19 protein-coding genes are annotated in these 19,142 nt (G+C 40.3%); 12 read left to right on the top strand and 7 right to left on the bottom strand.

From position 1 onward, the window contains the following. Positions 1 to 133 precede the first annotated feature (133 nt). On the top strand, positions 134 to 1,507 hold the full coding sequence (locus ESA94_RS14205) for a M20/M25/M40 family metallo-hydrolase (protein WP_129131594.1): 1,374 nt from the start codon (positions 134 to 136) through the stop codon (positions 1,505 to 1,507). Positions 1,508 to 1,549: 42 nt separating this feature from the next. Here ESA94_RS14205 and ESA94_RS14200 read toward each other — a convergent pair whose 3' ends face one another. Next, positions 1,550 to 3,115, bottom strand: a complete 1,566-nt coding sequence (locus tag ESA94_RS14200) for a peptide ligase PGM1-related protein (protein ID WP_164972749.1) — start codon at positions 3,113 to 3,115, stop codon at positions 1,550 to 1,552. Between the two features lie 200 nt (positions 3,116 to 3,315). Between ESA94_RS14200 and ESA94_RS14195 the strand changes: the two genes are divergently transcribed. From ESA94_RS14195 to ESA94_RS14175, 5 genes are read left to right on the top strand one after another with little or no spacing between them, the layout of a single operon-like run. Continuing rightward, positions 3,316 to 4,059 (top strand): LiaF transmembrane domain-containing protein, encoded by a 744-nt coding sequence (locus ESA94_RS14195; RefSeq protein WP_129131593.1) that lies wholly within the window; start codon positions 3,316 to 3,318, stop codon positions 4,057 to 4,059. Between the two features lie 48 nt (positions 4,060 to 4,107). Next, on the top strand, positions 4,108 to 4,461 hold the full coding sequence (locus ESA94_RS14190; RefSeq protein ID WP_129131592.1) for a DUF4288 domain-containing protein: 354 nt from the start codon (positions 4,108 to 4,110) through the stop codon (positions 4,459 to 4,461). A gap of 9 nt (positions 4,462 to 4,470) precedes the next feature. After that, the gene (locus tag ESA94_RS14185; RefSeq protein WP_129131591.1) at positions 4,471 to 5,523 is read left to right on the top strand and encodes a sensor histidine kinase; all 1,053 of its coding nucleotides are present in this window, start codon (positions 4,471 to 4,473) and stop codon (positions 5,521 to 5,523) included. Between the two features lie 29 nt (positions 5,524 to 5,552). Then, entirely contained in the window at positions 5,553 to 6,293 is a 741-nt protein-coding gene (locus ESA94_RS14180; protein ID WP_129131590.1) for a LytR/AlgR family response regulator transcription factor, read from the top strand. Between the two features lie 51 nt (positions 6,294 to 6,344). Then, positions 6,345 to 6,743 (top strand): hypothetical protein, encoded by a 399-nt coding sequence (locus ESA94_RS14175; RefSeq protein ID WP_129131589.1) that lies wholly within the window; start codon positions 6,345 to 6,347, stop codon positions 6,741 to 6,743. Between the two features lie 35 nt (positions 6,744 to 6,778). On the opposite strand, the gene ESA94_RS14170 is transcribed toward ESA94_RS14175, so the two are convergent. After that, on the bottom strand, positions 6,779 to 7,384 hold the full coding sequence (locus ESA94_RS14170) for an anhydro-N-acetylmuramic acid kinase (protein ID WP_129131588.1): 606 nt from the start codon (positions 7,382 to 7,384) through the stop codon (positions 6,779 to 6,781). Between the two features lie 159 nt (positions 7,385 to 7,543). Here ESA94_RS14170 and upp point away from each other — a divergent pair, with 159 nt between their 5' ends. Continuing rightward, positions 7,544 to 8,194 (top strand): uracil phosphoribosyltransferase, encoded by a 651-nt coding sequence (gene upp, locus ESA94_RS14165; RefSeq protein WP_129131587.1) that lies wholly within the window; start codon positions 7,544 to 7,546, stop codon positions 8,192 to 8,194. 134 nt (positions 8,195 to 8,328) lie between these two features. Continuing rightward, a complete protein-coding gene (locus tag ESA94_RS14160; protein WP_129131586.1) occupies positions 8,329 to 9,342 on the top strand; it encodes a PorP/SprF family type IX secretion system membrane protein in 1,014 nt (337 codons plus the stop codon). 644 nt (positions 9,343 to 9,986) lie between these two features. On the opposite strand, the gene ESA94_RS14155 is transcribed toward ESA94_RS14160, so the two are convergent. After that, positions 9,987 to 11,444 (bottom strand): SLC13 family permease, encoded by a 1,458-nt coding sequence (locus tag ESA94_RS14155; protein ID WP_129131585.1) that lies wholly within the window; start codon positions 11,442 to 11,444, stop codon positions 9,987 to 9,989. A gap of 51 nt (positions 11,445 to 11,495) precedes the next feature. After that, entirely contained in the window at positions 11,496 to 12,125 is a 630-nt protein-coding gene (locus ESA94_RS14150; protein ID WP_129131584.1) for a DNA-3-methyladenine glycosylase, read from the bottom strand. 65 nt (positions 12,126 to 12,190) lie between these two features. On the opposite strand from ESA94_RS14150, the gene ESA94_RS14145 reads away from it, so the two are divergent. Together ESA94_RS14145 and ESA94_RS14140 are read left to right on the top strand one after the other, a co-directional pair. After that, positions 12,191 to 12,952: an EI24 domain-containing protein gene (locus ESA94_RS14145; protein ID WP_129131583.1), complete on the top strand. Its 762-nt coding sequence runs from the start codon at positions 12,191 to 12,193 to the stop codon at positions 12,950 to 12,952. A gap of 38 nt (positions 12,953 to 12,990) precedes the next feature. After that, positions 12,991 to 13,686 (top strand): SAM-dependent methyltransferase, encoded by a 696-nt coding sequence (locus tag ESA94_RS14140; RefSeq protein WP_240671060.1) that lies wholly within the window; start codon positions 12,991 to 12,993, stop codon positions 13,684 to 13,686. A gap of 91 nt (positions 13,687 to 13,777) precedes the next feature. Here the strand turns inward: ESA94_RS14140 and ESA94_RS14135 are convergent, their stop codons facing one another. Beyond that, complete coding sequence (locus tag ESA94_RS14135) at positions 13,778 to 15,475, bottom strand: ArnT family glycosyltransferase (RefSeq protein ID WP_129131581.1); 1,698 nt, start codon at positions 15,473 to 15,475, stop codon at positions 13,778 to 13,780. A gap of 29 nt (positions 15,476 to 15,504) precedes the next feature. Beyond that, positions 15,505 to 16,371: a sigma-70 family RNA polymerase sigma factor gene (locus ESA94_RS14130; protein ID WP_129131580.1), complete on the bottom strand. Its 867-nt coding sequence runs from the start codon at positions 16,369 to 16,371 to the stop codon at positions 15,505 to 15,507. Between the two features lie 307 nt (positions 16,372 to 16,678). Here ESA94_RS14130 and ESA94_RS14125 point away from each other — a divergent pair, with 307 nt between their 5' ends. After that, on the top strand, positions 16,679 to 17,059 hold the full coding sequence (locus ESA94_RS14125; RefSeq protein ID WP_129131579.1) for an START-like domain-containing protein: 381 nt from the start codon (positions 16,679 to 16,681) through the stop codon (positions 17,057 to 17,059). Here the strand turns inward: ESA94_RS14125 and ESA94_RS14120 are convergent. Next, the gene (locus ESA94_RS14120) at positions 17,056 to 17,652 is read right to left on the bottom strand and encodes a hypothetical protein (protein WP_129131578.1); all 597 of its coding nucleotides are present in this window, start codon (positions 17,650 to 17,652) and stop codon (positions 17,056 to 17,058) included. The two genes, ESA94_RS14125 and ESA94_RS14120, sit on opposite strands and share 4 nt — an antisense overlap. 15 nt (positions 17,653 to 17,667) lie before the next feature. On the opposite strand from ESA94_RS14120, the gene ESA94_RS14115 reads away from it, so the two are divergent. Further along, positions 17,668 to 19,095, top strand: a complete 1,428-nt coding sequence (locus tag ESA94_RS14115; protein ID WP_129131577.1) for an LptF/LptG family permease — start codon at positions 17,668 to 17,670, stop codon at positions 19,093 to 19,095. The last annotated feature ends 47 nt before the right edge of the window (positions 19,096 to 19,142 follow it).

Genomic DNA, 19,142 nt, shown 5'->3' with positions numbered 1-19,142 from the left:
AAGTTACTACTTTGCCCTAACAGCCATCGTATGACCGATACCGCTTATAAAAAAGCTATCCGTAATGCCTTGTCTGTTTTTTGCAGGGTAAAAGAGTTGGTTTATTTTGAGCATTCTATTTTAAAACCACAGCATGAGAAAATTACAAATGGTCTTTTCTTTTTGCATAGCTGCAAGTGCAGTTATGGCACAGTCAACCGATTCGGCAATGTTTAAACGTATTGCCGACGATGTTTTTACCAACAGCACTGGTTATGAGAACCTGCGTATTTTATGTAAGAAAGTTGGTCCACGTTTAAGCGGATCGCCACAAGCAGCAGCAGCAGTTCAGGAAACATACAAAATGATGAAAGCAATGGGAGCCGACACGGTTTACCTGCAGGAATGCATGGTGCCGCATTGGGTGCGTGGGGCAAAGGAAAGTGCATTGTTGGTTGATGCAAAAGGCAAAACCTTTTCGTTAAACATTTGTGCGTTGGGTAACAGTGTGGGTACAGGTAAGCAAGGCATTAAAGCAGAGGTAATAGAAGTACGTTCGTTTAAAGAACTGGAGCAATTAGGTGTGGCAGGTGTAAAAGGGAAAATTGTGTTTTATAATTTCCCCATGAACCCAACCAATGTTGAAACTTTCCGTTCGTATGGCGAAGCAGGACAGTTTCGTGGCCGTGGTCCATCTATGGCAGCTAAGTATGGAGCTGTAGGTGCAATGGTTCGTTCGCTGGCAAGTAATATTGACGATTACCCGCATACAGGTACAACGACGTACAACGATTCGTTCCCGAAAATTCCGGCTATTGCAGTTTCAACACGCCATGCAGAATACATTAGTGCTGAGTTGAAGAAAAATAAAACCATGCAACTGTATTTCCGTACAGAATGTGAGATGTTGCCCGATGTAAAAAGTCATAATGTAATTGCAGAAATAAGAGGAACAGAATTGCCGAACGAAGTGATTACAGTTGGTGGCCACCTCGATTCATGGGATTTGGCAGAAGGTGCACACGATGACGGTGCAGGTTGTATACAAAGCATGGAAATTATTCGTGTGTACAAAAAGCTGGGCATTAAACCGAAGCGCACTATTCGTGTGGTTATGTTTATGAATGAAGAAAATGGTTTGCGTGGCGGACGTAAATACGCAGAGGTTGCTGCAACGGAAAAAGATAAGAAATTCATTTTTGCATTGGAAAGCGATGCCGGTGGTTTTACACCAAGAGCATTTGGTTTTACAGCCGAAGCACCTGTGTTGACAAAGTTGCGCAACTGGGCACCATTGTTTAAACCTTATGGTGTGTATGAATTTGCTGATGGTGGCGGTGGTGCCGATATTGGCCCATTACGTCCGTTGGGTACAACGCTTTCAGGATTACGTCCCGATTCGCAACGCTACTTCGATCATCATCATGCAGCAAACGATACATTTGAAATGGTGAGTAAACGTGAACTTGAGCTTGGCGCTATTAACATGGTGTTACTGTTGTATGTAGTTGATCAGTACGGATTGTAAGCAATAACAATAATTGAATGACGAATGTGAATAAGCGCAAGCTCATTCACATTCGTCGTTTAATACCTCTACTACTTTTTTATAAAAATCCACTGCACGTTCCGGTGTACTGCCAATGGCCACAAGACCTGTTTTGCCAAACTGTGATAAGGCACTTATCAGGTGAAACATAACACCTTCTTCCTGCGCATTACTGTAATGTAAACCATTGAGCATGGCAATATCAATAAGATCGTGTGGAGTAAGACCTTTGTAACAATCCCGTTGCAGGTTGTCTGTTGCAAAATAATAACGCTTCTTTCCATCGGGCATAAAGTATTCGCCTTTTTCAGGATCATAATCGCCTTCGGTTAAAAACTGCAACATTAAATAAGGGTGTGTAGTGCCGCCTTTCCGTAAATTAATTTCAATGGCATAATGTTTAAATCCATCGCCATCTTTTGCACTCATAAAATCAACAGCAAAGCGACCAAGCACGCCTTTCTGTTTTAATCCATCCGCAATAACAGCACCTATGCGTCCAATTTCAACAGCGTAGTCTTTATGTGCAGGAAACGTAGCGCCTAAAAATATCTGGTTATCTTCTCCGCCCAACATCTGATCGTGTGTTGACAATACTGATACGCCACCCAACGGATCAATAAGGCATTGTGCCGAAGGAGAAGTAATATAATCGGCTTCAACAAAAGCTTCTACAATGCCTTCCATCTCTTCAAACTTTTTAAAGAAAACATCAGCAGTAAGTTTTGCTGCAACAATTTTCAGTTTAACAGCAAGATGTTCGGCAATCCAGCTGCGTAATGTATCATTAGCCGGTGCATCTTCATACGAAAACACAGCGTTACCTTCTCCCGAAAAACCATCATTCATTTTTACAACCGCTTTCCGTAACGATGGGTTTTGTTGTTTCAGTAATGCAAGGCACCCGATCACCTGTTCTTTGTTTTTTACATCTTCAAAACCATCGGGTGTAAGTACATTCAGCGATTTGAATAATTTTCTTGCTGCGCTTTTTGTACCTAAATAATTGAGATCGGGATCGCAACCATACAACGGTATTTGTAATTGCAGAGCCAGTGTTTGTTCGTAAGCTGTAACATTAAAGCAGGTGATGTGTGCAGGCGAATGCGGATCGATATGTTGTTTAATACGTTCGATCAATCGTGGACGTTGCAGAATTTTTTCTGTTAATGGAACAGACGAAGCATCGAAACAACTGATGAGTGTAAGCCGTTGCCTTGCATGATAACCCGTAATGCCCGGCAACAGGTGCAAATAATAATCAATAATTGCAGGATCAACAGGTACACTTGTTACATAAATAATTTTTGTTCGGGGCATTCGCAACAGCATGAGTAAACAGAGCAAACGCTCTTCGTAAAACACATGACCTTTTACTTTTGAAAGAATGGTATGATCGAGTGTAAGACTTGGAATTACAACCACGGTTCTTGGTGCAAGTTTATCGGGAAAGGTTGTTTTAAACTGCTGAACAAGTTGCTCCTGTAATTGGTTGTACCGTTCTTTATCGGTGCTGTTGAGTGTATGAACCTGAGCAGTTAACTGCTCTGTTTCTGCTGATGGATGCTGTTGTATAATGTTGGGCATAGCACAAAATATAAAATGGAAAGAAGGATGTCAAGACGCCGCATTGCCACATGAACAGCTGTGTTGATTTTACTTTACAGCTTACCGATGGGATGCTGCCGTTTACCGACTTTTACCCTTGCCTGCTCGATAATGCCTTGCCTGCTGCTTGAAGGACTGATAGTTTTGTTCTAAATTCATTGAAAATGATTTGTAACGAAATGAAACAACGCAATAAACGCTCAAGCGAAAGATGGATAGGTTTGGCAGTGTTGGCAGTAGGTGTACTTATTCTGCTGCGCAATCTTGATTTACCCGTGCCATCTATTTTGTTTTCATGGCCCATGATCTTAATTGTAATAGGTGTTATTATTGGGCTGAAAGAAAGTTTTAAAGGCAGCAACTGGTTAATCATGATTGGGCTTGGCGGGTTTTTTCTGCTCATGAAACAATACCCCGAATGGAACCTGAGCAATTTTATTGCACCTGCAATTCTCATTGCGATTGGTTTGAGTTTTTTACTGCGCAGAAAAAACTCATCTTACAACGAACAGGAATTTATACAGCAACCTGCAACAGCAGCTACCGGTTATTCAAGCTCAACAGCAGTAGACGACGATGGTCCCGGCGATAAACTTGAAGCAGTAGCATTGTTTGGTGCAGTGAAAAAACTCAGCTATTCCAAAAACTTTAAAGGCGGCGAATCGGTTGCCATTTTTGGTGGCTCGGAAGTTAACCTGATGAATGCCGATTTTACCGGCATTATAAAACTGGAACTGGTAAATGTGTTTGGTGGTACCACCTTGTTTATTCCTGCACATTGGCAAATACGAAGCGAAGCTATGGCCATTTTTGGAGCTATTGAAGATAAACGTAAACAACCTGCCGGTGTAAGTACCGATAAAATTCTGGTGATCGAAGGCTTTGTAATGTTTGGCGGTATCGATATAAAATCGATTGGCTGATAGGCAGTACCATTAACCAAAACCTTATCCAATTAAACAACTGCAATTATGAACTGGTTTCTGGCAAAAATCGTTTACCGGATTATTTGTGGCAACGGAAAACACACCGCACAATTTGAAGAACAGCTTCGTTTAATACAGGCAACCGATGCATGTGCTGCAATGCAAAAAGCAAAACAAATAGGCGAAAAAGAGCAGGTGTCATTTCTAAATCATGCACAGCAAACAGTTTGCTGGAAGCTGATAGCTGTAACTGATGTTTATCCTTTTAGTGCAGATATGGATGGCGCAGAAATTTTTTCCTGTATTAAAGAAGAAGAGCAACCCGCTTCTTTTATTTACAGCATGCAGCTGCGTGCAGGCGATGCACTAAAAAGATATTCATCCATTGTGTTATCCTAAACAATTGTAATGGCAGTATCTCCTTTTCGGACAAAGCAATTTATGATACCGTTTTGTGTAGGCTGGTTTGTATGGATAGCCATGCAACAGCTTGCACTTTACCAAATGGGACTTAACTGGTTCGAAGCATTAACCGATAGCCTGGTTACGAATACGTTGCTCATTTATGTATCGTTACTTCTATTTACCATTCTTCGGTTTTACGTACCACGGTCAAGCAGCTTGCTCAATCTTTTTTTCTGGATAAGCATACTTACAGCAGGCTGGTTTTTTGCGGGCAGGTTTATTCTTGGATTATTTTATAACGAAACCAGTCATTATGTAGTTGCAACCAAAAACACATGGCCTATACGCATTGCAATCGGTTTTTTAATTAACGGCTGTATCTGTCTTGTTGGCTATGCCTATTTTAACTGGCAGGAGCGTACAGAAACAGAAAAGCAAAAAACAGAAGCAGAACAATTAAGTAAAGAAGCAGAGTTGTATAAGTTAAGGCAACAGCTGCAGCCGCATTTTCTGTTCAACTCTTTAAACTCTATTAATGCATTGATCGGTACCCGCCCTGCAGAAGCAAGACAAATGGTGCAGCAGCTATCCGATTTTCTGCGCAGCACATTAAAAAAAGAAGAGCAGCAATGGGTAAAGCTGGAAGATGAAATGCAAACGTTGCAATTGTATCTTGCTATTGAAAAAGTACGCTTTGGGCATCGTTTGCATACACAACTTGAAATGGATGCTGATGCCTTGCAGCTGCAATTACCTGCGTTGCTGTTGCAGCCATTGGTAGAGAATGCTATTAAGTTTGGCTTGTACGATACAACCGAAGAATCGCATATTCATTTAAAAGCAACAGCACGGGCAGGCCAGTTATTGATCGCTGTAGAAAATCCATACGATCCTTCTACTTCTGCAGCACAAAAAGGAACAGGCTTTGGATTAAGTTCGGTACAGCGTCGTTTGTTTTTGATGTTTGGAAGAAACGATCTGTTGAAAACAGAAACAAACGGAACAACGTTCAACACACAATTATTTATTCCGCAACCAAGCGTGTCCGACTTGTAAAAAAATGTCTGACACATTAAATGCAAAAGATGAGCTACAATGTTTTAATTATTGATGATGAACCTTTGGCCCGCAGTATGGTAACAGAGTATTTGCAGGCGCATCCGCAATTCACCATTGCAGAAGAATGTAATAACGGATTTGAGGGTGTGAAAGCTGTGCAGCAACACAATCCCGATCTTATTTTTTTAGATATACAAATGCCCAAAATAACAGGATTTGAAATGCTGGAGCTGTTGGAAGAACCACCTGCTGTTATTTTCACCACGGCGTTTGATGAGTATGCAGTACAGGCTTTTGAAAAAAATGCAGTTGATTATTTACTGAAACCTTTTTCGCAACAACGTTTTGATAAAGCCATTTCAAAATGGCTGGAACAGGAGAAACCGGCAACTGTTTCGCATGAACCTTTGTTGAAAGATGCAGCAAAGCATCCGCTGCAGGCCGAACGTATTGTGGTGAAAACAGGCAATAAAATCAGCATTATTCCCTTGCAGGATATTCATTATTTAGAAGCAGCAGATGATTATGTAAAGATCGTTACAGCAGCAGGAAGCTTTTTGAAAAAACAAACCATGAGTTTTTTTGAAGGGAGTTTAGATGCGGCAAGGTTTGTACGTACACACCGTTCGTTTATTGTACAGGTAAAAGAAATTACACGCATCGATCCTTACGAAAAAGAAAATCATATTGCATTGTTGCGATCCGGTGAAAAAATTCCTGTAAGCAGGGGAGGCTATCCGAAGTTGAAAGCGATGCTGGGTTTGTAACTGCTGTTGCTTTTCGTAAAACTTCCGCCTACTTTTAAGAAAAAATAATCTATGGGACTTTTGAAAGACATCTGGGATATTGGCCATGATCTGCTGGGCCTGTCTGGCGATTTGAAAAAAGGAAAGCAGGAACAAAAAGACCGGCTTGCAGATTTGTTCATCAACATCGCCAATGTATTAACTGATACATACAGTAAGCTGATGCAAAATATTTATCCCGGTGGTAACTGTGTGCAGCTGGATGTGTTTTCGCAGGAGCTATACGATAAAATGAAACCCATCACAGGCGAAGTAAAAGCGAAAGCGTTGTCTGATAAATTGGCCAGTTCGCACAAAGTGGAAATGCTGTTTGGTCAACTCTCAAGTGGAGAGATTGATAAAAAAGAATTGCTGCAGCTGGAAGAGGCTGCTGGCTTTTTTAAAGCAACAGCGGCAATGTTGAAAGTGTAGCTCCGTACCTTGTACTTCTAACTTCTTCCTTCTCCTCACCATTCCTGCCCAACCCAAACAGCACCGCCAATACTGTTGCGGAGTGCGCCGGTATCGGCAGCATGCATATTGTTTTCTTCACGCCAGCGGAGCAATGCAAAAAAGGCCGAATAGAATGCATCTTTATGAACGCCTTGCGGCGCTTGCAATAATGTTTCAGCATAAGCAAAAACAGGATCGCCGCTACCTTCAAGTGCAAGATTGCTGTTGCGAAAATCGCTTACCACATTTACACCTGTAATAGCTGCAACTGCGGCAGCATCGCCCAATGCATGGCTTAATTTTGTTGCAGGAGAATGAATGGCAGTATGCCCCATTAAACCAATCAGCTGTACCTGGTAATCGAGCTGATGATCGTCGATAAACTGTTTGGCCTGTGCAGCAACCCAATGGCCATAATCAACATGTAGTTGCATATAACCAACAGCAGGAACTTGTGCAGCATTCGCCAGTTTTTCCCACAAACCGGCAGGGTACGCAACTGTATTGGAGTGCCTTATTTCTACCGCCCATTTTTGACCGGTTACTTCAAAAGATGCAAAAACAAGTTCCAGACTTTGTGTTGCTGTATTACTGGCTAAGCCAAGGGCCCGGTAAATCATATATGATGAGTTTTTAGGATTGCAGAAATTATTTGCAAGTCAATCCTGTTCACAATATTATCTGTTAGATTTGTAAAAATACGGCTGCAAAGCTACTGATGCAGATGGTACCATCAAACAGCATTATTTCTGTGGCCGTTTTTTGAAATCTTCAGCACTATGGTTATCAATTTAAGCGATCAACATTCACTTGTTTCCAACTGGGTTGGCGAGTTAAGAAGTACAGAAATTCAAACCGATCGTATGCGTTTTCGCCGCAATCTCGAACGTATTGGTGAAATAGCAGCATACGAAATAAGCAAGCTTCTTGAATGGGAAGAGAAGGAAATAACCACTCCGCTGGGCACTTCTCCTACCAAAATGTTGAAGGCGCAACCGGTACTTGCCACAATTTTAAGAGCAGGTTTGCCGTTACATCAGGGGCTGCTTAATTATTTCGACAGGGCCGATAATGCGTTCATATCTGCATATCGGAAACACCACCGGGATGGCAGCTTTGAAATAAGCCTGGATTATGTAAGTTGTCCCAGCCTGGAAAACAGGGTGGTGATCATTGCAGACCCCATGCTTGCAACCGGAAGTTCTTTGGTAAAAACCGTACAGTATTTAAGAGATGAAGGCTTGCCTTCTGAAATTCATATTGTATGCGCCATAGCCTGCACAGTTGGTATTGAATATGTGCTCCGCAGCGAACCAAAAGTAAAGATCTGGTGCGGTGCTATTGATGATGAGTTAACAGCCAAAGGTTACATTGTACCCGGCCTTGGCGATGCGGGTGACTTGGCTTATGGTACAAAAGTGCAGATGTAGTTTTTGCTACAAATGTTAATTCTGCAATTGTTATTTGTGTGCCTGAAAGTTTATTAGTTGTTTTACCTGCCGTATCCTTTAGGAGAAAGCAGCATAATAAAGTTGAAAAACGTCTTACTTATTAACCGCTCTCAATGAGAAAAATTTTACTACTACCATTTTTGCTGATCGTGTTGCAGACCTATGCACAGGATCCTAATTTCTCCCAGTTTTTTGCTTCACCTTTAACGCTTAACCCTGCTTTAACCGGCAAGTTTAACGGTGTAGTGCGTGTAGCAGGCAATTACCGTAACCAATGGCCAACCATCAACAATGCATTTCGTACGGCAACCGTTTCGGCCGACTTTGGTATTCTTGGCAATACCATTCCCGAATTCGATCAGTTTGGAGTTGGCGTAATGGGTATGTACGATATTAATGGCGATGGTGTAATGAAGAACAGCTTTTTTTCGGGCTCGGTAGCTTACCACAAAGGCATCGATGAAAACGGCTATCATTCAATTGGTGTTGGTTTTAGCGGCAGCTATGCACAACGCAGGCTCGACATCAGCAAACTCGATTTTCAGGATGAGTTAACAAGTCTTGGTTTTACCGGCAATACTGCTGAAATTTTTGGCAGTACAGGTTATAGAAATATTAGTTATGCCGATGTAAATGCCGGGTTTATTTATACCGGTGCCACCAACGATTACAATAACTTTTATATCGGTGCATCGGTTTACCATATTAACCGGCCTAAAGTGAGTTTCTTAAATGCACAGTACATTATGAACCCCAGATTTACCGTACATGGCGGTGGTTATTTTCCTGTTGCAGATGCTACTACTTTATTTGTGAGTGCAAACTATCAACGTCAGGCAGGCGCAAGCGAAGCTATCTTTGGTGCAGCATTAGGCCGTACTGTTAATGGCGATTTTACTGAAAACCCTACCGATGTTTATGCGGGTGTTTGGGTAAGATATGGTGATGCTGTTATTCCTTATGTTGGATTGGAGTTTGCCAACTATCGTTTTGGATTTTCATACGATGTTAATACATCACGTTTAGCCGCAGCATCACAACGCAGAGGTGGTATGGAAATTTCACTCATCTGGACAAAGAAGTATGTTGATCCGAATAAGAAGAAACTTAACTGTCCACGTTTCTGATTTATTCAGCAAATCGTTTACATAAAAAACGGCATTGGTTTAACCAATGCCGTTTTTTATTACTCAATTCAATTTTTATATAACGATCACGATTCTTTTTAGCCATAACACTGCTGACAACTTTGTTGGAATGCAGATTTTGTAGAATATATACGACGAAGTTGTACTGGTTTTAACGGGCACTTAGTCGTTGATTTTTTTTAATATTAATACTTTAGACTCCTGCTAAGTATCCACACTTACTTACCCTCTATGCTGCTACTGTTTTTTAAAAACGACCTTACAAAATGTTTTGAAAGCGGTTGAGCCGGCTGTAGTTTTACATCATAATAACAGAGTACAAAAATCCAGATCCAGAAAAAACCAAAAACAAATCCAAATCCAAAAACCGAATCCTAAATCCTGAAGAAAAACTAAAACGTATCCGAATCCTGAAAAACCAAAAGATCCAAATCCTAAGCTGCTAATCAGCAATGAAAACCAACCAGTCCAATGCCCGTTTTTGAAAACGGCCTTATGAAAACCAAATCAGACTTCTCTGTACCCAATTAAAACAGGTAAGACCAAAAGGACCAGAAAAACAGAAGTCATTGTTACCCCCGGAAATCGGGGGTAATTTTTTGCAGTAAAGTTTTTTTGATGATTTATTTCGCTATCACGTGCATTACCAAAGGCAACACATACCAGCAGAATAAACTGATAAGAACAATACTAACAATGTTCATTACAAAACCTGCTTTGATCATATCCTTGAGTTTAATATGACCACTGCTGAAGACAATTGCATTGGGGGGAGTACCCATCGGCATCATAGCAGCTGCACTTGCTGCAAGCGTCATTGGTATACCAAGTAATAACGGGTCGAGATGTAATGCATCGGCCAAAGCAGCAAGTACCGGTGCAAAAACAATAACCTGCGCAACATTGCTCATTACTTCGCTAAGGAAAATAGAGATCACTACAATAATAATGAGTAATGCAAAGCCATTAATATCACTGAAGCTTGCAAGCCATTTCCCCACCTGTGCCATTACACCAACTTTTTCCAGCGAATTAGCTAATGCAATACCTCCTCCAAATAAAAGCAAAATACCCCAAGCCATTTTAGAAGTATCGCCCCATTCGAGTAACATGGCCGGTTTTTTATTTTCAGTTTTGCCTGCAGGAGTTACAAATAAGAGTAATGCTCCAAATATGGCGATCATGCTGTCGTCGATTTTTACGGAACCAAAGCGGTTAATTAAATCTTTTGTAATCCATAAAAAAGCAGTGAGCAAAAAAACAAACAACGCTCTTTTTTCTGCTGTTGACATGCTCCCGAGTTTTTGCAATTCGCCCTGTACGTATTCATTCGCTTCTTTACTGCTGCTGATGCGGGACGGGAACATCCATTTTGCTAATACCCAATACAAAGCTGCTAAAAGTAAAATAACCATGGGTGTGCATACAAGCATCCAATCAATAAACTGTACGGTGTAGTTATATTTTTTTTCAATGAAACCTACAAAAGCAACGTTGGGAGGCGTACCAATTATAGTGGCCATGCCACCAATATTACTGGCATAAGCAATTACCAGCATTAATACCATGGAGAAATTTGCAAGACTGCTTCCCGTTTTTTCATGCTCCCGCATTACGCCAATTACACTTAATGCAATGGGGAACATCATCATTGTAGTAGCAGTATTACTCAGCCACATACTTAAAAATGCAGTGGCAATAATAAACCCGAGAATAATGCGATTGCCACTTGTACCGGTTTGTTTTACTATAGTTAAAGCAATGCGTTTATGCAGGTTCCATTTTTCAATTGCCAAACCAATCATAAACCCACCCATAAATAAAAAGATAACAGGGTTACTGTATGCTTTCGTTGTTTCTTCCATAGTACTGATGTTGAGTAATGGAAGCAAGATCAACGGTAGCAATGCAACTGCAGGCATCGGCATTGCTTCGGCTATCCACCAGGTAACCATCAATACAGCTACGGCAACAGCTTTGTTGGCAGCAGCATCTAAACCAAACGGGTTAAAAAAATAAGCGGCAAGCGATAACGCAATCCCGGCAATTAACGAAAGCCGGTACTGAATGGTTGGGTTCATGCAATAAATATAAAATAGTTTGGGAGATGGTGAACGAGCACCGCAACAGAATCAATCACGCTGCAATGCAATGGCTGTTTTATTGAGAATATGTTTTGAAACCTGCGGATGATCTTCAATAAAAAAACGATAAAGCCATTTTGCATGATCGCCTGCATAATCAACACCAATACGTGGCGAAATCATGATAGAAAAAGGTGCTTGTATTTCTTCTGCAAGAAAAAGTTGCTGTTGCTGCAACTGCAAACCAGTATGCAATGTGGAAATGCCGAGTGCTTTACTTACGTTTCCCGGGCCACGACCAATGCTGCTGTTAAATTTTTCTTTTTGAAACCGTTGTTGCATGAAAGGCATTCCTTCAACCGGTTCAATGCCTCTTATTAAAACTGCATCAGCTTTACCGGGTATGTTACACACAACATTAAACAGGTGATGAATACCATAACAGAGATAAACATACGCATGCCCTGCTTCACCAAACATAATTTCTGTTCTTGCTGTTCGCCTGTTGTTATAGGCATGCGATGCCTTATCAACGATTCCTGCATAAGCTTCTGTTTCAACAATACGGCCAACACTGTACTGATGATCGAAATTTGTAACAATGTATTTGCCCAGTAATTCCTGTGCAATCAATGCTACATCATCTCTTCTGTAAAAATCTATGCCGAGCTTTTGCATTTTGTTGTATTTTGCTGCTAACGCCTGTTAAGCACCAATATCATCACACTTAAAAAACGGATCATTTGTTAAAGGAATTAGTTATTGCAGTTCAGGCTTATTTCAGAGCGCATCAGTTTATCGTTCGCCACAAGTTATGGAAATGGATCCTTATTCCGGGGTTCATCTACATGCTGTTGTTTATGGGCGGTATGTGGCTATTCTGGACATCGAGTGGCGATTTTCTCGATTGGTTGTTTAATACAGTTGGTATTAAAAGCTGGCTCGATTCGATGAACAACAGTCTTATTAATTTTCTGTTTATTACAGCCAGTATTATTTTCCGTTTGATTCTTTTGTTCTTTTATTTTTCGCTCTTCAAATTTTTATTTCTTGTGGTGGGCTCGCCGGTATTTGCATACCTAAGCGAAAAAACCGAAAATATTATTGAGGGTAACGATTATCCGTTCGATTTAAAACAATTATTGAAAGATGTCTGGCGTGCAGTACGTCTTGCTTTGCGCAATACCTTATGGCAAACAGTGTATGTTATCGCCATTCTGTTATTTTCATTAATACCTGTTGTGGGTTGGGTTAGTCCCGTAATTGCTTTTTTGGTTGAATGTTATTACTATGGATTCTCTATGCTTGATTACAGTACCGAAAGGCATAAACTGAGTCCATCGCAAAGTATTGCGTTTATCAGCAACCGCAAGGGTTTGGCAATCGGTAATGGCATGGTCTTTTTTCTGTTTCACATTATTCCATTTGTAGGTTGGGTATTGGCACCCGCTTATGCTGTTGTTGCAGCTACGCTTAGTTTATACCATCAGGATGACAATCCGTAAACAGCTTCTGTTATCTTTACGGCAATCAAACATTTATTTTGGCAACAGTTTTTCTTATACCTGCTCCGTTAGAAGAAGAAAGTCTGCAGGCAATACCTGCGTATGTATTAGCTGCAATTAAACAATGCAACGTGTTGTTTGCAGAAAACGAACGTACGGCAAGACGTTATTTAAAAAAGCTCGATAAAGCAATTGTAATTGACGATTACGAGTGGTACACCATTCATAAAGCAGAGCAGGAAGTAAAGCAGGCGTTTATTCAACAACTCAAAGCCGGAAAAACAATCGGCATTGTTAGTGAAGCCGGTTGCCCTGGTATTGCCGATCCGGGACAAGTGCTGATTGACGCAGCACATCAACATGGCGCAATTGTAAAGCCACTGGTAGGCCCAAGTTCTATTTTGCTCGCATTGATGGGTAGTGGCATGAATGGTCAGCAATTTGCATTTGTTGGGTACCTGCCCATTGACGAACAGCAGCGCAAAAAGAAATTACAACAGCTGGAAGAATATTCTTCAAAGCAACAAAGTACCCAGGTGTTTATTGAAACGCCTTACCGCAATAATCAATTATTGGAAACCATACTTAAAACCTGCAAACCAACAACACGCATTTGTGTAGCGGCGAATCTCACTGCAGTTAATGAATCGATTGTTACAAAAACGGTAGCCGATTGGAAAAAAGAAAAGCCGGAGCTTCACAAACAGCTGGTGATTTTTTGTTTGATGGGATAAAGAGGTTTAAGTTGAAGGGCATAAGGTTTAAGGCTCTTAATACGATGAAGCCGATTTTTTTGAAACGACCTCAACCCTCAACCCTAAGCCTTTAACCTTTTCGCTTATAAAACACAAATCCATTCTTACGGCCGACCACTTCTACTTTGTCTGCGTAGTTTTTCATCACTTCAGGTTCATAGGTATTCTTGCTGATGAAATAAGTTGGTTTGTCTACCTGCCCGGTTAACAACCAGTTTTCATCTTTCGTTTCTTTGCGCAAGCCCGGTTTAATAAGTGTATAGAAATATTGAGCGTAGCTTTTGTATCCGAGCGTTTTTATATAAACGTCCTTTCCCTGCAACGATTCATAAAATTCAATAGCTGCATGTTGCGAATATTGCTCAATACGTGGCGCAAAGGAAGTTAACAATACCTGCATTGATCCGATACAGGCGATCAACAGCAAAACAAATGCTTTTTGAAATTTCTTTTTCTGCAGCCATGCAAAGCTGAGAATCACTGCTGCTAAAAATAAAATGCCTGGGGCCATCAGGTAATAATTCCAGCTAACCTGTGCTTCAATATTCGCCATTGCAAACGCATCTTTTGTAAGCAGAGGTTTTATCCAATGAATGTTGTTCCCTATCAATGGCAATGCAATAAATAGAAAACTCCAGATAATGCCCAACAACAGTAATGCAATTTTTTGCCAGCCTTTAATGGTTGCTGTACGATTAATAATGCCGGTAATAGTTGCAGCAGCTAAGTAGCCTATTGGTAAATAGGTAAAGGATGAATAGTGAACGATCTTGGTTTTTACAATGGTAAACACAACCAGGATAACAATCAGCGAAGCGATCATCAGCATACGAAAAACCTGTTGTGTTTTGTTTTCGTATTGTTGATTACGATACCGGAAAATAAGTAACGATGCAGGAAAACAACCGATCAACACAACAACAAAATGATACAGCAGAAAACCTCCATGCCCTGCATCTTTTGTTTTAAACAAACGCACCTGGTAAGTAATAAATTCATTTACAAACCACCAGCCATGTTCTGCAATTTCCAATCCAAACCAAACAAGTGTCACAAGTAAAACAACTAATCCCCAAATAAGATAGTATTTGATGTTTACCCAACCTTTCCAACGGTTAAAAAGAATAAACACCGCATAACTTAGTAATACAACCAATAAGGCAACCGGCCCTTTGGTTAAAATAGCAACTCCTGTAAATAAACCCGAAAGAATTAAGTGCTGTAAGAAAGGCGTCCGTTCTACTTTTGCTGCAAGAAAACGGGCGAGAAAGTAGATGCCAAGAAAGATGAACAGGTTAAACCAGGGATCGATAATGCCGCTTTTAAAATAAAGATGTGGCAGAAAAGTACCTGCATAAATAAACGCCCACCAAAGGCCAAACTGTTCGTTATGTAATCTTCTGCCAATGCCAAAAAGAATAAGTAATGTAGCAACGCCGCACAAAGCATTTGGCAGTCGTGCAGCAAATTCATTTACACCAAAAACTTTCATCGATGCTACCTGCATCCAGAAGAATAAAGGTGGCTTTTCCCAAAACGGTTCGTAATTGATTTGCACCTGCATGTAGTTGCCTGTTTCAATCATTTCACGGGCACTTTCAGCAAAGTTGATCTCATCCCAATCGAACAGAGCAACCTTTCCAAGCGAGTGAAAGAAAAGCAATGCAGCAAGCACAGTAATCAATAGGTAAGATGCAAACCGGTTCATAATAAAACGAAGATAAACGATTAAGCGTTTAATGCTGTACGTCATAAAAAAAGGGAGCATAGCTCCCTTTTCTGATAGTGTAAATTTTTTTATCCGAGATAACCTTTAAGCAATTTACAGCGACTGTTTGTTTTAAGCTTGCTGATGGCTTTGTCTTTAATTTGACGCACACGTTCACGTGTTAAGTTAAAACGTTCGCCAATATCTTCAAGACTTAAAGGATGATCTACACCAATACCAAAGAAATATTTAATTACATCCTGCTGGCGTTCGGTGAGTGTTTTTAACGAACGTGTGATTTCTGTTTTCAACGATTCGTTGTGATCCAGTTCGCCATCTGTTGCAACAGCATTTGGATTTTCAAGTACATCCATTAATGTATTTTCTTCACCATCACTTAGTGGCGAATCCATACTTACATGGCGGGATGAGATACCGAGTGTAGATGATACTTCTTCAATTTCAATTTCAAGCATTTCTGCAAGTTCTTCTGCTGAGGGTTCACGTTCGTACTCCTGTTCTAATTGCGAAAAAGCTTTATTGATACGATTGGTTAAACCTACTTTGTTAAGTGGTAAACGTACAATACGTGATTGTTCGGCTAAAGCCTGTAAAATGCTTTGACGGATCCACCAAACAGCGTAAGAAATGAATTTAAAGCCACGTGTTTCATCGAAACGTTGTGCTGCTTTAATTAATCCGAGATTACCTTCGTTAATAAGATCGGGGAGTGAGAGTCCTTGGTTTTGATATTGCTTTGCCACAGATACTACAAAACGTAGATTGGCTTTGGTTAACCGGTCAAGTGCCCGTTGGTCACCTTGTTTGATCCGTTCAGCTAATTTTACTTCTTCTTCGGGGCTGATAAGTTCTACTTTACCGATCTCCTGCAAGTACTTTTCAAGACTTTGCGATTCACGATTTGTGATCGATTTTGTGATTTTGAGTTGGCGCATGCTCATAAGCTCTGGTTTTTAGGTTGTTGATGTTGTTTCATAGTTCCGGACCTTAATAACCCGGAAACATAGTGAACCACAAATAAAAACAACTATGTTACCTCGGTGTTAGGTCGTAAAACTTTATCCTAATTTAACGGTATTTACAATTTTGGCCAAAAAAAACCCTTACTGGGCGTGCATTTCAGCAAAATAGTCACCTTTTGTTTAATAATTATTTTGCATTGTTAAACAAAAAAGGCAAAGTAAAATTTTGATTCCTCTTTTATTTTTTTATTATTGCAACAAATCGCCTGGCGAAACTGAAATGAGCAAGAAAGTTTTATACACACTGGAGTTTCCTGTAAGATGTTCACCAACTATTTTATATGAGTTTTTATCAACTCCTTCCGGATTGCAGGAGTGGTTTGCCGATAAAGTGGATGAGCGTGATGGGATCTTTTCTTTTAACTGGAACGGATCGGACGAAAAAGCAGAAATGCTGGACAGCGAATTAGATAAATTTGTACGCTATCGCTGGGTACATTCTCCTAAAGACGAATACTTTGAATTTCGTATTGAGCGCACTGAAATTTCCAATCAAACAATATTGGTTGTAAAAGATTTTGCAGAGAAGAAAGAAATCAAAGATCAAAGTCAATTATGGGAATACCAGGTGAAAGATCTGTTTCACCGTATTGGAAGCTAATGCTCCAATACCGATTGCAAGAACAACCGGAACTTTTTCATAAGTATTTCTTCTGCGTTATCCCAATCATTTAAACTGCAAACAAAAGCAAGTTTCAACAACTGCTTATTCTGCAGCAGTGCACTATTGTTTTTAAGTAACTGCATATTGTTACTCCTGAAATGATGTTGCCATTCTTCATTGCCGGTATTCACCCAAACATCATTCTCAATAAGTGTTTCTTCATTTTTAAGTAATGAAGTATTGTATTGTTGCAAGTAGGTTCCTTTCAAATGCAGTGTTATGCTGAAGAAGTGTCCCCACCAGAAAAATGTTCGTATTGCAAACACATCATCCTTACCAAAGCAACGAGGGTAGTCAAGCATTACATACGGTAGTCCCTCATAATTTTCACCCCGGGATATTTTAGCGCCTGCTGCGCTTATCTCTGCAGGAAGTGGCAGCAATTGCACTGTTTGCTTATAAGCTTCACTAAGATTTCCGAACAATGCATAAACCTTTTCAATAATGCCGTTCTTTGTTAAAATCCACGCAGGATCGTTTACCAGTTGCTGCTCAAAAGCCGAAAGACTTACATTTGCTTTTTCCTGCATAAAAAAAGAAGATCAGTGATAAAAAAGTTAGACAAACTTATCATAAAAGCGTTTATCGGGCCTTTTCTTGCTACCTTCTTTATTGCCCTTTTTATTCTTGTTATTCAGTTTTTCTGGTTATACATCGATGATTTTGTTGGCAAGGGCATTGATGTGCTCACCCTGGTTCAGTTTATTGGTTACGTAAGCACCACGCTTGTACCATTGGCTTTGCCGTTAGGTATTTTGCTTTCTTCCATTATGACGTTTGGTAACCTCGGCGAATCGTTTGAACTGGTTGCTATAAAAAGTGCAGGTATTCCTTTGGTTCGTTTTATGCGCCCGGTGTTGGTTGTATCAGCTATTTTAGGATTGGTTGCGTTTGCTTTCGCCAACTATGTTATACCTGTTGCTGAATTAAAAATGCGCACACTGCTGTACGATATACGTGTAGCGAAACCTGCTTTCGATATTAAGGAAGGGGTTTTTTATAAAAAGCTGGATGGATATACCATCAAGATCGGGAAAAAAGAGAACGATTCAATTATTCATAACGTAGTTATTTACGAACACAATTACACGTTGCAGGATAATATTATTCTTGCAGAAAAAGGAACGATGACGATCTCACCCGATCAGCGTTTTCTTTCCTTCAACTTACAGAATGGCTGGCGATACCAGGAAAAAGGAAATCCCGGTACGGTTGAAACAGAGTATTACCGTTTAGGGTTTAAAGAGTATAAGAAAGTATTTGATCTTAGTTCGTTTAAGTTGAATAAAACGGCCGACTCAACATTTAAAACCTATTACAAAATGTTGAGCCTGCAACAACTGAATACGGTTGTTGATTCGCTGAATGGAGTAGTAAAAAAATTGCGTGACAGATCGGAAAGAGAGTTGCGGCCATCAATGCCCATGCAATCGGTACCCGACAGTGTGTGGAAGAAACACAAAGCAGTTGCAGTAAAAGCAAAAAACGTTGATCAGCTGATACCCGATACATTAAAGCGGAATGTGTATTCAAATGCCGTAACAAAAATATCGGGTGTAAAAAGCGTAGCCGAGTTTTTAGCTTACGATTATATTGAACAGCAAAAGCAACTTCGTCTGCATAAGCTGGAACGTCATCGTAAGTTCACGCTTTCCTTTGCATGCGTGGTACTGTTTTTAATTGGCGCTCCGTTAGGTTCTATTATTCGTAAAGGAGGATTGGGTTTGCCATTGGTTATTTCTGTGTTCTTTTTTATTGTGTTTCACATCATGAATACAACAGGAGAGAAGTTAGTAAAAGAAGATGCGATGCAACCAGTTACAGGCATGTGGATGTCTACTGCTATATTAATTCCTATTGGAATGTTTTTAACCTGGAAGGCCATGAAAGATTCGAACCTGTTTAATGCAGAGTTCTATTACCGAACCATGCGGCGAATTGGTCTTAGCCGTTGGCTAAAGGAAAAACAATAACAGGTGCAAAGCATTTGGTTGTACCTTACATGAACAAAAATTAAACA

The organism is Lacibacter luteus (assembly GCF_004118265.1).
In the GTDB taxonomy this organism is placed as follows: Bacteria; Bacteroidota; Bacteroidia; order Chitinophagales; family Chitinophagaceae; genus Lacibacter; species Lacibacter luteus.
Note: the sequence above shows the minus strand (reverse complement) of the source record. Positions and strands in the feature narration are given on the sequence as shown.